This is a genomic window from Pseudomonas putida (assembly GCF_003228315.1).
GTDB classification, from domain to species: domain Bacteria; phylum Pseudomonadota; class Gammaproteobacteria; order Pseudomonadales; family Pseudomonadaceae; genus Aquipseudomonas; species Aquipseudomonas putida_S.
Window position 1 is genome coordinate 4,992,479 of record NZ_CP029693.1, and the last position, 12,952, is coordinate 5,005,430.

13 protein-coding genes and 1 other RNA gene are annotated in these 12,952 nt (G+C 60.1%); 5 read left to right on the top strand and 9 right to left on the bottom strand.

What is annotated here, in order from left to right:
- The first annotated feature begins 3 nt into the window (after positions 1–3).
- From DKY63_RS23325 to pelG, 4 genes are read left to right on the top strand one after another with little or no spacing between them, the layout of a single operon-like run.
- Positions 4–1,368, top strand: coding sequence for a PelD GGDEF domain-containing protein (locus DKY63_RS23325; RefSeq protein WP_239499323.1), 1,365 nt, complete (start codon positions 4–6; stop codon positions 1,366–1,368).
- Positions 1,346–2,335, top strand: a complete 990-nt coding sequence (locus tag DKY63_RS23330; protein WP_110966257.1) for a HEAT repeat domain-containing protein — start codon at positions 1,346–1,348, stop codon at positions 2,333–2,335. The genes DKY63_RS23325 and DKY63_RS23330 overlap by 23 nt, the downstream gene beginning before the upstream one ends.
- Entirely contained in the window at positions 2,332–3,846 is a 1,515-nt protein-coding gene (pelF, locus tag DKY63_RS23335) for a GT4 family glycosyltransferase PelF (RefSeq protein WP_110966258.1), read from the top strand. The genes DKY63_RS23330 and pelF overlap by 4 nt, the downstream gene beginning before the upstream one ends.
- The gene (gene pelG, locus DKY63_RS23340; RefSeq protein ID WP_110966259.1) at positions 3,847–5,217 is read left to right on the top strand and encodes an exopolysaccharide Pel transporter PelG; all 1,371 of its coding nucleotides are present in this window, start codon (positions 3,847–3,849) and stop codon (positions 5,215–5,217) included.
- Positions 5,218–5,322: 105 nt separating this feature from the next.
- On the opposite strand, the gene DKY63_RS23345 is transcribed toward pelG, so the two are convergent.
- Positions 5,323–6,195, bottom strand: a complete 873-nt coding sequence (locus tag DKY63_RS23345; RefSeq protein ID WP_110966260.1) for a WYL domain-containing protein — start codon at positions 6,193–6,195, stop codon at positions 5,323–5,325.
- Between the two features lie 119 nt (positions 6,196–6,314).
- On the opposite strand from DKY63_RS23345, the gene DKY63_RS23350 reads away from it, so the two are divergent.
- On the top strand, positions 6,315–6,569 hold the full coding sequence (locus tag DKY63_RS23350; protein WP_110966261.1) for a hypothetical protein: 255 nt from the start codon (positions 6,315–6,317) through the stop codon (positions 6,567–6,569).
- 17 nt (positions 6,570–6,586) lie between these two features.
- Here the strand turns inward: DKY63_RS23350 and DKY63_RS23355 are convergent, their stop codons facing one another.
- From DKY63_RS23355 to DKY63_RS23385, 8 genes are all read right to left on the bottom strand, one after another.
- Complete coding sequence (locus tag DKY63_RS23355; protein WP_110966262.1) at positions 6,587–6,913, bottom strand: YkgJ family cysteine cluster protein; 327 nt, start codon at positions 6,911–6,913, stop codon at positions 6,587–6,589.
- An 86-nt stretch (positions 6,914–6,999) separates the two neighbouring features.
- Complete coding sequence (locus DKY63_RS23360) at positions 7,000–8,028, bottom strand: hypothetical protein (RefSeq protein WP_110966263.1); 1,029 nt, start codon at positions 8,026–8,028, stop codon at positions 7,000–7,002.
- 10 nt (positions 8,029–8,038) lie between these two features.
- Positions 8,039–8,611: a hypothetical protein gene (locus DKY63_RS23365; RefSeq protein WP_110966264.1), complete on the bottom strand. Its 573-nt coding sequence runs from the start codon at positions 8,609–8,611 to the stop codon at positions 8,039–8,041.
- A 30-nt stretch (positions 8,612–8,641) separates the two neighbouring features.
- Positions 8,642–10,369 carry a hypothetical protein gene (locus tag DKY63_RS23370; RefSeq protein ID WP_110966265.1) on the bottom strand — a complete coding sequence of 576 codons (1,728 nt, stop codon included), beginning with the start codon at positions 10,367–10,369 and terminating at the stop codon, positions 8,642–8,644.
- Positions 10,366–11,418, bottom strand: a complete 1,053-nt coding sequence (locus DKY63_RS23375) for a helix-turn-helix transcriptional regulator (protein ID WP_110966266.1) — start codon at positions 11,416–11,418, stop codon at positions 10,366–10,368. Before DKY63_RS23375 ends, DKY63_RS23370 begins: the two co-directional genes overlap by 4 nt.
- A gap of 118 nt (positions 11,419–11,536) precedes the next feature.
- The gene (locus DKY63_RS32210) at positions 11,537–11,680 is read right to left on the bottom strand and encodes a hypothetical protein (protein WP_162634921.1); all 144 of its coding nucleotides are present in this window, start codon (positions 11,678–11,680) and stop codon (positions 11,537–11,539) included.
- Between the two features lie 264 nt (positions 11,681–11,944).
- Positions 11,945–12,334: a transfer-messenger RNA gene (ssrA, locus tag DKY63_RS23380) on the bottom strand.
- A gap of 95 nt (positions 12,335–12,429) precedes the next feature.
- Positions 12,430–12,705 carry a hypothetical protein gene (locus tag DKY63_RS23385; RefSeq protein ID WP_110966267.1) on the bottom strand — a complete coding sequence of 92 codons (276 nt, stop codon included), beginning with the start codon at positions 12,703–12,705 and terminating at the stop codon, positions 12,430–12,432.
- Positions 12,706–12,952: the final 247 nt, after the last annotated feature.

A 12,952-nucleotide genomic window follows, 5' to 3' on the forward strand; every position in this document is an offset into this window, starting at 1 on the left:
GCAATGAATTCTCCACACATGGATTACAGCCTGGCGCCTCGCGCCAGCGGCCCGGTGTCTTGGCTGGAAACGCTCCTGGTGACCGGCCTGGCCATCATCCTCGGCCTGTGGTTGACCCCGGAAGACCCGTTGCGAATGCACGGCGGTTTCCCGTGGCCGATTCTGGCGCCGTTGCTGTTGGGTGTGCGTTACGGATTTGTCCGCGGCCTGTTCAGCGCTGCGATTCTGGTGCTGGCGGTGTTCGTCCTGCGTCACACCGGGCATGCCGCCTACCAGGAGCTTGAGCCGTCGTGGATCGTCGGCGTGCTGGTGTGCGGGATGTTGGTCGGCGAGGTGCGCGATCTGTGGGAACGCCGCCTTGAGCGTCTGCAGATGGCCAACGATTACCGCCAGTATCGTCTCGATGAGTTCACCCGCTCGCACCAGATTCTGCGGGTCTCGCACGATCTGCTGGAGCGGCGCGTGGCGGGCAGCGACCAGAGCTTGCGCAGTTCGTTGCTGGGCTTGCGTGAAAAACTGCGGGTCATGCCGGACGAAAGCGATGCATTGGGCTCGCTGGCCGAACCGATTGTGGCGGTGCTGGGGCAATACGGCACGCTGCGGGTCGCGGGCCTGTATCGGGTGGACGAACGTGGCGATCGGATACTGCCCACGCCGCTGGCCACTATCGGCGTGATGGGTGAGCTGGACACCGACGATGGGCTGGTCAAGTTGTGCCTTGAGCGCGGTGAACTGGTGAGCGTGCGCAAGGATCTGCTCGAAGCGGGTGCTGCGGGGCAATTCTCGTCCCTTCAGGCCTGCATTCCGTTGATCGATGCGCAAGGGCGACTGTTGGCGGTATTGGCTGTGCGGCAGATGCCGTTCTTCGCCTTCCACGAACGTATATTGAGCCTGCTGGCACTGCTGGCCGGTCACATCGCCGACCTGTTGTTGCGTGATGCCCAAGTGCTGCACTTGCAGAATGCGGATGCTCAGCACTTCACGTTGCAACTCAAGCGCTCAATGGTGGACGTCGAGAAGCACAACTTGTCCGCCGGGCTGTTCGCCTTTGAAATGACCCGCCCCAACGAAGAACTGACGCGCCTGCTGGAGCGCAGTCAACGGGGTCTGGATTTGCACTTGCCGCTGCGCAACAACCGCGACCATCACCTGTTGCTGGTGCTGCTGCCGTTGACCAGCCCGCAAGGCACCGAAGGTTACCTGGCACGTATCAACCTGATGCTGCATGAGCACTTTGGCATTGAAAGCGACATGGAAAGCCTGGGCGTGCGGCTCATGCCTTTCAACCTGGAGCCTGGCGAACCCAACGGGCTGCGTAACTTCCTGTACAACGAGTGTGGTCTGAATGATCAGCAAGTGGCTGTTTAGCGGAGCCCTGGTGCTGGAAGCGGGCAGTTGGACCACGTTGTGGTCGGACTTGCCCGAGGCGCACCAATTGGCGGTGTTCACCTTGAGCCATGGCCTGGCCTGCGTGATGTTGTGCGGGGCGATCTGGCTGTTGCTGCCGGCGCGTTACCGTTCGCCGTTGCCGTGGAGCCCGCTGTTCATTTTCAGCCTGGCGTTCTTCGTGCCGGTGCTCGGTACGGTCGGGGTGGTCGCGGCGATTTTCCCGGCGTTGTACCTGCCGCGCAAACGCGAGAAACAGGTCTGGCAGGCGGTCGGCATCCCTGACCTGCCGTATCGGGCGCAGCTGCAATCACGTTCGCCGATCTTCGCCGATGGCGGCTTGCAGGACGTGTTGCGCCATGCGCCGGATCCGGATCAGCGCCTGGCCGCGTTGCTGGCCACCAAGCGCATGCCGGGCAAGGAAGCGGTGCCGATCCTCAAGCTGGCGCTGGGCGATCCGAGCGATGACGTGCGTCTGCTGGCGTATTCGATGCTCGATAAACAGGAAAGCGACATCAACCTGCGCATCCAGATCGCCCTCGGTCAATTGCAGGGCGCCAGCACCCAGGCCGCCGGAAAACTGCACGGCACGCTGGCGCGCTGGTACTGGGAGCTGGCGTACCTGGGCCTGGCGCAGGGCAGTGTGCTCGAACACGTGCTCAATCAGTCCAACGAGCATGCCGAGCAAGCGCTGCAAGCAGGCGAGGGCGGTGAGCTGTTTCTGCTGGCCGGGCGTATCGCCCTGGAGCTTGGCGATGTCCAGCGTGCGGAAATATTGCTCACCAAGGCCCAGGAAGACGGCATGGGCGCGGCGCAGATCCTGCCATTCCACGCCGAGCTTGCCTTCGAGTCCGGCCAATATCATGAGATCCCGGGGTTGCTCGCCAGCCTTCCCGAGAAAACCCGTCAGCGGCCTCCATTCGCTGATCTGGTGAGGAGCTGGACATGAGTCAAAGGGAAGAGGCGCCGATCGCCGATATCTGCCTGCTGCTCGAAGGCACCTGGCCTTACGTGCGTGGCGGTGTGTCGAGCTGGATTCACCAGATGATCCTCGGCCTGCCGGAATTGACCTTTTCGGTGATGTTCATCGGCGGCCAGCGTTCGGCCTATGGCGAACGCCGCTACCAAGTGCCGTCGAACGTGGTGCACATCGAGGAAGTGTTTCTCGAAGATGCGACCCATTCGACCGACAGCCGAACCACGCCTCGGGAAGCCGACCTGCAGCAACAGCAGGACTTGTATCGCTTCCTGCATCACCCGGATGCGCCGGAACCTGCGCTGGGCGAAAACCTGCTGATCTGCATCGCCGAAGGCCGCATGACCCTGGACGACGTGCTGCGCAGCCGCGCCAGTTGGGAGGCGTTGAGCGAGGGCTACCGCCTGCACTGCGCCGACCCGTCGTTCATCAACTATTTCTGGACCCTGCGCTCGATGCAGTCGCCGATGCTGATGCTCGCCGAAGCCTCGCGCAAAATGCCACGGGCGCGTGTCCTGCATTCGATTTCCACCGGTTACGCGGGACTGTTGGGCTGCATCCTCAAGCAGCGCTGGAACTGCACCTACTTGCTCAGCGAGCACGGGATCTACACCAAGGAGCGCAAGATCGACCTGGCCCAGGCCAGCTGGATCGCCGAGAGTTCCGGCGCGGCCTTGAACCGCAGTCTCGATGCCGGCTCCGGTTATATCCGGACCTTGTGGGTGCGCTTCTTCGAGCGCATCGGTCAGCTGACTTACAACAGCGCCGACAGCATCATTTCGTTGTACGACGGCAACCGTCAGCGGCAGATCAAGGACGGCGCGGATCCGGTGCGCACCCGGGTCATTCCCAACGGCATCGACCTGCCACAGTGGACCGCGGCGCTCGAATCCCGCAAACCCGGCATTGCGCCGGTGGTGGGGCTGATCGGGCGGGTGGTGCCGATCAAGGACGTGAAGACTTTCCTGCGGGCGATGCGCGGCGTGATCAGCGCCATGCCTGAAGCCGAGGGCTGGATCGTCGGCCCGGAAGAGGAAGACCCGGAATATGTCAGCGAATGCCGCAGCCTGATGGCGAGCCTGGGGCTGGAGGGCAAGGTGCATTTCCTCGGCTTCCAGCGTATCCAGGAGATCCTGCCGCAGCTGGGGCTGATGGTGTTGACCTCCATCAGTGAGGCGCAGCCGCTGGTGATTCTCGAAGCCTGGGCGGCCGGCACGCCGGTGGTCAGCAGTGACGTGGGCTCGTGCCGCGAATTGATCGAAGGCGGCAGCGCCGAAGACCGTGACCTGGGCCTGGCCGGCAAGGTCGTGGCGATTGCCGATCCGCAGGCCACCAGCGCGGCGATCCTCGAACTGCTGCGCAACCCGCAACGCTGGGAGTCCGCGCAAGCCAGCGGCCTGCAACGGGTTACTCGCTACTACACCGAAGCCTTGATGCTGCAGCGCTATCGCGATTTGTATCAAGCCGCCATGGAGAACAGTTAAATGGCCGGGATTGGCTTCGAACTCCGCAAGATCCTGTCGCGCGATTCCTATACCGCGACCTTGCACGCTTATGTGTATGCCGGGCTGATCAGTTCCGGCCCCTGGGTGCTGTCGATCATCAGCGTGATGCTGGTGGGTATCATCAGCTTGAGCCGTGTGGTGCCCAATACGCTGGTGGCGCAGTTTCTGGTCACGGTGACCTACATGATGGCCAGCTCGCTGATTCTCACCGGCGGCTTGCAACTGTTCTTCACCCGGTTCGTCTCCGACCGCCTGTTCGAGCAAAAGTACGATCAGATTCTGCCCAACCTGTTGGGCGTGCTGCTGATGGTCACGGTCGGCGCCGGGGTGCTGGGTATCGTGGTGCTGGTGACCTTGTTCGATCAGTCGCTGATTTACCGGCTGCTGGTGCTGTCGAACTTCGTGGTGCTGTGCAACCTGTGGATGGTGATCATCTTCCTCTCGGGCATGAAGGCCTATAACCGCATTCTGCTGGTGATGCTGGTGGGCTATACGCTGATGGTGATCACCGCATACCTGCTGACCTTCCTCGGGATCGCAGGCCTGCTGCTGGCGCTGTTGATCGGTCATAGCACGCTGCTGTTCCTGTTCCTGTACGACATCCTGCGCGAGTACCGCGCCGAGAAGCTGGTGGCCTTTGACTTCCTCAAGGGGCGCCAGGTGTTTGTCAGCCTGCTGGTCACCGGGTTCTTCTATAACTTCGGCATCTGGGTCGACAAGTTTCTGTTCTGGTTCAACCCGGGCACCTCGAACAACGTCATCGGCCCGCTGCGCGCGTCGATTCTGTACGACCTGCCGATCTTCCTCGCGTACCTGGCGATCATCCCCGGCATGGCGGTGTTCCTGGTGCGCATCGAGACCGATTTCGCCGAGTGGTACGACCGCCTGTTCAAGGCGATCCGCGAGGGTGAAACCCTGCAGCACATCAACTCGCTGAAAACCGAGATGACCCTGTCGATCCGCCAGGGCCTGGTGGAAATCTGCAAGGTGCAGGGGCTGACCGTGGTGCTGCTGTACCTGTTCGCCCCGCGCTTGCTGGAGTGGCTGGGGATCTCCAGTTACTACCTGCCGCTGTTCTACATCGACCTGATCGGCGTGAGCATCCAGGTGGTGTTCATGGCGCTGCTCAACGTGTTCTTCTACCTGGACAAGCGCACCGTGGTGCTGGAGTTGTGCGTGCTGTTCGCGGTGTTGAACGCCGTGCTGACCCTGTTCAGCATGTACCTGGGGCCGAGCTTCTTTGGCTATGGCTTCACGCTGTCGTTGCTGGTCTGCGTGTTGTTGGGGTTGCATAGGTTGTCTACGGCGCTGGAAGACCTGGAGTACGACACGTTCATGCTGTCGCGCTGAGGGGTTTTTCGGGTGTGAAAAAAAAAGGCACTGGCGATGATCGTCAGTGCCTTTTTTTATCGGCGGTGATTGCAGCTGATGCTCGACCACGCCTGTTGTCGAGCTTCAGTTATACAGCCACGGTTCCAGTTCGCTGAGGTTCCTCACCACGATTTGTTGTGCTTCCGGGCGGGGGTGCATTTTCGTCGGGTCGATCTGAAACCGCTGCAAGACATACTTCACCAGCGCTTTGCGGGTGGGGATCAGGAGCTGGCCGTCGAGCATGCCGAAATCGACTTCGATGATCGCCTTCTGCTCGGCGGTCAGGCGTGAGTCCGGCTCGATAATGACCGTCACGTGGGTGTTCCAGATGTCATCTTCCTCAATCCCGTTGGCGGCCTTGCCGTCCAGTTCGGGTTCACCGCGCAATCGACTCAGCACAAAGTCACGGTACTGCCCGTTCTTCTCGCAGTAGGCGCGCACATGCCAGCGCATGCCGGTGTAGACCAGCGTGTGCGGGGCAATCAGCCGGCCTTCCGGAACCGGGTTGCTGAGAGAGACGTAGTCGACTTCCAGTGTCAGGTGGTCGCGGCATGCCTTGAGCAAGGGGCGAAGAATTTCGGGCCTGATAGAGCGATCGGGCACCTCCAGCACCTTGGTATGGGCGTAGGCCAGCGCCAGGCCTTCGATGTGAGGGGCGCGCTCATTGTTCTGGTAAAGCAGGTGCAGGTACGCACTGGCGCTGTCGTCGATGAACAGCGGCTTGAAGTGTTTACCGGGGACGTAGCCCTTGAGCTGCTTGTCGTATGTCAAGTTTCGGGGCGCATGTTCGGTGATGTAGGTGTTGATGTCCTTGGACGCCTGTTGGCGACTGATGCCAAAGCTCTGGATCAAGTGCCCCGTGGTCAGCCGGCCTTCCCACCAGGCTACGGTCTCGATCAAGCGATAGCGAAGTGCCAGATCCCAGCGGACTTGTTCGACGGATTGCTTGCGTTTCATGACCCCTCCATGTGCGCGAATACTTTACCTGTATAAGTCTACATTCTAGACCTGTCGTCAAACACTACATATCTTTGAATTGTCTTCGAGACCAATCGAATTCACGAAAGGATAGGGAAATGAATATGCCGGATGCGATTTTGATCATTGCCTTGCTGATGATGGGCGCCATTTTGCTGGTGCTGTTGTTGCAAAGCCTGAGGTTGGGAGAACTGTGGAAAATGGCGCGTGGCTGTCAGCGTGACAGGCGCTGGGCGCGGATCCGCGAAATGGAGAACAGGGAGCTGCGCTCGGCGTTGCGTGCCGAGAAAGCGCACATCGAGCAGTTGCAAAGGAAGCTGGTCATTTTGCAGGAACTGGTACCGCAAGGCTGATGGGGGACTCTGCGCGTTCAATCGGAAGATGCGGATGGCGGCAGATCAAACCCGGTCAGGCGAACCCGCTGCTCTGCCTGCGTCTGTAAAAGGGTGCAGGCCTGCACATTCAGCGTGACGTACTCATCCCAGGAATACTGTTGGTTGTAACGTTGGGTGTACTGCAGATCCACCCGGCAGATGTCCGGACGCTCTGCGTAAATGGTGCAGCGCTTGCCTGGCGTATCGAAATGCCGACAGGTGCCGTCACCACGATCCAGAAAGCGGGTTTCTTCAGCCAGATGAACATGCTGGCAGCACAGTCCACATTGGCTGCAGGGAAAGACAGAGGTGGGGCTGTGCATGGGCAGGTTTCATCGCCGTTGAGGCGATGCCGGAAGTCACTGGAGCAGGGAGGGGGAAGGCCCGCGCGCGAGCGCGGGCCTTGTCGTTATGCCGAAGGAGCGTCCAGGCCGGCTTTCTGCCCGCTGGCCACGGCGGCCACATCCTGGATGCGCTTTTCCGTTGCCAGCACCAGGTTGCCGTCCTTGTCCAGGATCGCGGTGTCGATCATGGCTTTGAGCAACTGAGCAAACTTGACGGAGCGGAACACCACTTTTTTGCTTTCATCGGAGTAGGTCTGGTAGTTGACGCCATTGTTCTCCAGGACAGTCTTCAACTCGCTGACGGCGCGACGCAGTTGCGAGCTGATCTTGGAGAATGTGGTGTTGGCCAGGGCGGTTACCTGCTCGATGGCGCGCAGTTTACCGACCATCAGTTCGGACTGATCGCGGATAGTGCGAGCCTGTTCCATATTGCTGCGGGCATTGTTCAGGGCTTCTTCACCCTTGTTGCCCAGAACGTGGCCGAAGATCGCCAGCGCTGGACCGGCGACGATGCCACCCAGGACCATCATGCCCCCGGCCATGCCATAGCCACCGGCCGCCAGCGAACCGCCGCCCAGCCAGGCCAGGGTGGCGTTGGTGGCCGCCACGCCGCCCAGGGAGGAGATCGCCGTGCCGGTGCTGGCCGTTGCCAGCAACATGGTGCCGTTGTAGGCACCGAACGCCAGTGCGGCACCTCCGCCCATGCCGGCGCCCAGGCCGAGACCGGCGTCTTTCAATGCCTGATAGTCCTGGCGCAGACCGCCCAGTGTCTTGCCGGAAAAGTCGCCCGCGTTCAGTTTGTCCAGTTCCGGGCTCTGGCTGAGTTCGCAGTTTTGAAGGCGCTCGAAGGTCACGATGAAGTCGGCGATCACCCCGGTGAACGCGCGCAGTTTGCGCTGGCCGTAGTCTTCCAGCGTGGTGTTGGTCGCCTTGCGCTGGTCTTCGATTTTACGGTTGGCGGTATCCACCATCGTACGGGCATCGTTGTTGAGGTCTTTGGCGTCGCTGTGGTCGATCGCGCCGCTGATGCCTTTGGCGGCACCGTACAAACCGGCTGCCGCTGCGACTGCACCGATGATCAGGGGAATAGGCATGCTCTGTTCCTTACTCGAGAATAATGGAGATGGTTTTGCTGACTTCCAGGTTCAGCGTTTCCGCACGCTCCAGGAGATCATCGAAAATGAAGTCTTCCAGTTGGTGGTGCGCTTGAAACTCTTTGAGCAATGCCCACTCGATGCTGGAGATATGTCCGTCTCGAAGAGCGACCAGCAGCAGTTCGAACAGGATTACCTTTGGTGCGGTTGGCAGCTCGAATTTCTTGTCCTTGATCAGCTCTTTCAAAATCTTCGTGGCAGCCTGGACACGGGTTTCGGGTTTTTCCGCTTTGGGGATCGGGAACTTCTTGAGCGCCTCGACGAGTCGCGAACCCACGTCAGAGGGCCCGAAGCCCCAGAGAGGTAGATAGGGGGCTGGAGCACCGATGGACTTTTCGAGCTCCGCGATCAGCTCGCGCTCTTTTTCGCCTTCCTGGATGGACAGCGCATTCAGGTCGGTACCTGAGGTCAATTCATCCGAGGTTTTTCCGTCCCACAGCAGCGGTTTATCCGACAGGGCCAGCAGCTTCGCCAGATCCAGCAAGTGTTTTTGGTCCGACTCGGACAGCAGTTTGATCAGCATTCAGGGTGTCGTCCTTTTCGAGGGTGTGAGTTACAGCTTCAACGGCAGATCGGAGTTCATGAAGTCATCGAATTCCGCCATCGTCTGAAATTGCAGTTGTTTGCCCAGCAGGGTCGCGAATTGGTTGATGGCCGCCGCGAGGACGTCAGCGCTGGCGCTGGCATTGGAATTCACGATGGCGAACAGGTGCTCCGTTTCCTTGCGCAATTGCGGCAGTTCGCGCTGCGTGAAGGCGTCCAGCCGTGCTTGCTCGTCGGCAATGCGATCGCGGGCCGCCGCCTGGATGGCTTGGGTGCGGGCCAACTGCTGGCGCGACAGTTCGACGCCGCGTGCGGCGTCCAATGTGGCCTGGTAGAAAAGCGAAGAGAGGGTGTAACCGATCATGCCGCCAATGGCTGCGCCGACGAAGGGCACGGGGATAGCCAGTTGTCCCAGGGCAGCCATCATGCCGCTGGAGAGCATGCCTGCACCTTTCTCGCCGACTTCGGTCAGCAGTTGGGCCTCGCTGATCTCGCCCGTGACATAACGTTTGACCGAGCTGCCCAGCGACAGGCAAATGTTGATCGCCATCGCGGGAGCGTTGGTGTTCGAGAGCGTGCGCAGGGCCTGGCTGCTCGATTGCTGCATCCCGCCCTTGAGCGCCGCGCCCGCGAACGCGGTGGCATAACCCACGGCACCGGCCTTGGCGGTGTCGAGCGCGAGATCCTGGACGGCTTCGCCCACGTTTTTTTCGCCTTGTGCGGTGGCCAGCAGGTTCTGTAGCAGGGAAATACTCCCGCCAATTGCAGCACCGAATTTGGCGCCTTCCATGCCGGCCCGGTGACTGGTGCGGGCGATGTCGCGCAGGGTGGCGAACTCAGGATGCTTGCGATAGAAGATGGCGTCCTCGGTGGTGAGTCCGCTGTCGCTGCAATTGTCGGCAAGCTGATCGTAGTTATCCGCTTCGCGACGCAGTTTTGCCGCAGCATCGGTGTTGCCGTTTTTCTCGGCGGCGTCTGCGTTCAGGCGCCGTTGGCGGGCCTGGTCGCGGCAATAGTCAGCGGCCGGCTTGGGCTGGAAGTCCTTGGAGGCGACCAGTTTCTCGATGGCCTCTGCATCGCGCTGCAATTTGATGACCTGGTCCGCCTTGGCCGGGTCGGCGGCGATGCTCTGCGCGCGCTCGCGCAGTTTTTTTGCTTCTTCCAGGTAATACGCCTTGCTGCCCTCGAACTGTTCCGAGGGCAGCTCCAGTTTGGTCCCCTGGTAGCGGGTGAACTTTCCGTCCTCCCGTGCAATGTCGTCGAGCAACTGATTGCGGTCGCCGACAAATTTCATCTGGGCCTGAGAGCCTTCGATGATCTGCCCGTCGAGAATCTGCACGCGATCCACAACGTTGTGGTTTCTGCCGTAGTGGGGCAGGTCGTCACTGCGCGATGTCCGTACCTTGGAGCCGCTGATGATCGCTTCGGCGTTGTCGCGGCTGGTGGCGGCGACCTCCGCGCTGAAACCGGCCTGCTGTTTGATGTTCTGCTTGGCCAGGTCCGGGTCGGCGTGCACCTTGTGCTTGGCGATATCCGCCAGGCCCTTGGCAAATTTCTGCCCCGTTTCGTGATCGACGCCACTGTAGCCCTTGAGGAATTCGGCGTTGGCACTGCCATAACGACTGACCGTTTCACTGGTGGACAGCGCGGCGGCGGTGCGGGTGATATCCCGTGCGATTTCTTCTCTGTTGTCGTCTTGGCGCGGGGAAGCAGGCGTTGCGGTTTCGTGGGAACTCATGGTGCCTCCTGGCAGGCATGTGTGTTCGTGAGAGGGGGCTGCGAGTACAGCGCACCTGTTTTGATCAGCTTCGTTTTGATGATGTCTGCCCAGCGCTTGGGCTCGTGCAGTCGAATGTTTTCGGCCAGGCCAAACACCCACCAGAGCGTTTCCGGGTCATCCGGTACTTGCGCGCGCAGGCGTTGCCAGTCGCTATCTGGCAGCGGCTCCAGGCGTTGTTCGCAAGTCAGCGGGGTTTCATTGAGCAGCCAGGCAATTTGCGGGGACACGTCCGCGTGCAGTTCGTGGTACTGCGTTGGACCCGGGTTGTTGAAACCGCCGCTGTGGATGTAGCGGTCGATCTCGAAATCGGGTTGCGCACGGGCGGGTTGATCGAGGCACGTCGCGTGCTGAATCCGGTGCAGGGCGAACTGGCGCACGTCGTTATAACCCTCGACAGTCGCGAGCAGATAGCTGACGGAGTGACGCGAGACCAGGCCTGCGGGGTGGACTCTCAGAGTCTTGCTATCACCCTTGCTGCGGCTGAGGTAAAGAATCTCCAGTTGCCGTGCTTGCAGCAGGGCGTCGGCGACCTGTGACCAGATGCCAGCATCGATTTCGGCAGGCTGCAACGCTTTGCCGTTGGGCAGGGCACGCACGTTTTCGGCCCAGTGAGCCAGACGGTTGTGTTCCAGGCTCTGAAGCTGGCGGTGCGCCAGGTCAAAATGGGGCGCCAGCAGACCCAGCACGCTGGGCGGCATCAGCTTACTGAGGTGACTTTGCGCAAGGACGAAGGCCAGGGCGGTGGGCGTGTCCAGCGCCGGCAAATCGAATTGCGGCGTGTCCTTGCGAAAGCTCCACCGATAAGGTCGCCGGCTTTCGTCACAGATCAGCGGAAAGTCCAGCGCAAGGCGGCCGATCAGGTCCCGTTGCAGGGTTCGACGGTCGATGTCGAAACATTCGGCGTTGAGTCTCTCCAACAGTTCGTTGGTCGAGATGCTTTTGGGGGCACGCGGAATGAGGCGTAGCAGTGCCAAGTGCCGGAACAGCCGGTCTTTGGGATCTGACATGGGGGACGGCGCTCGAATCTTCCTTGATGGTTCGCTGATGGCATATAGCCTGCGAACTTCCGTTGGTGGCGTTTTAACACTATTTGCTCCATCTCGCCAATAGCGAATGGTCGTAGCGTCACGGCTGCCCGGTTGCGCTTGCGGGCCGGTTGCAAAACCTTTCGCGTTCCAGTTCTTTCTTCAGTTCATCAATGGCCTGGCTTTTCTTCATCACCACAGCACCCACCAACAGGCCGATGGCAAAGCAGATCAACTCTTTCATAGGGACGCGCCTCACAGATGACTGGACCGTTGAGGGGCATACTCCACCAGGGCTGCGACAGTCTGTGTCGTCTGGACCAGGGTTCTGAAAATGATGGCAATTCGAGTCAAGCGATCCATCGATAAGGACGATGGCGGGGGGGGGGGGCAGGGAGAGGTGCAGCGATCGCCACGGCATCGCACGCTCAAGCCTGAATGGATTCGTGGCCAGATCGCAGGCAACAAAAAAGCCGTAAAGCGTGGGCTTTACGGCTTTCTTCGAGTTTGGTGGAGCCGGGGGGATTTGAACCCCCGTCCGCCAGTACTCCGCTGTCGGTACTACATGCGTAGCCGTGTCTATTAAGTTAACCCTCAGCGACCCGACGGGCAGGGTGCTTTGGGCGAGTTGTGTAAGTTTTAGCCGCTTCGTCCACAACGTACTGCACGGCGATTCTGTTCTATATGACAATCATTTTGGGTTTACAGACATCCCCTGATGATTGCTGGACCCGAAGGTACCAGGAGTGCATGTCAGCTGCAATTAAGCAGCGAGAGCAGCACCGTATTGGTCGTCATTGGCAACTATAAGAAGTTGCAACAGTGGATTTACGAGTTCTGTTACCAACTCGGCATGCACCTAAAGTTTCGCAACCGGCGTCGAATCCTAAACGGCCCCGAACTCATTGCTCGTGAATCTGTTGAGCAACAAGCCTGTGTAGTCTACGGCAATGTGGCCCGGAAGGCCAACCCGAAGGTTGGCCTTGCACCATGTCAGTTCCGGGCAGGGTTGCGAATCTGTATTTTTTCCCACATGCCTTCGGCGATTGCGACGCAATCCTTGTCGTTTCCGGCTGCCTGAGCCGCCTTCGCTCTATCCAGCGCGTCTTTGACGTTATCCAGCTTTTCACTCGGGATGGACGGTGCACTGTCCACGAAGCTTTGTACCTGTTGAATGTTCGTCGCACAAAGATCCTTGTCCGCCGCAAACACGGGCGACGCCAGCAGTGCCGCCGTGATAAACAATCCAGCAATTGCAGAGTGCTTCATGGGTATCTCCTTGCGCATGAGGGCTCGGTGCTGCCGGTAAAGCAGGGCCGCTGGCCGAGGTGGTTATAAGCCCTTTCGCAGGGCCTAGCTAAATGACTATAGCTGCCGGCGGGAATTCGGTTTTTTTTTGCGGAATTTGTGAGGATGCTGACGCAATCTGTGGGAGCGAGCTTGCTCGCGATAGCGGTGGGTCAGTCATCATCGATGCTGAATGTTCCGCCGTCATCGCGAGCAGGCTCGCTCCTAC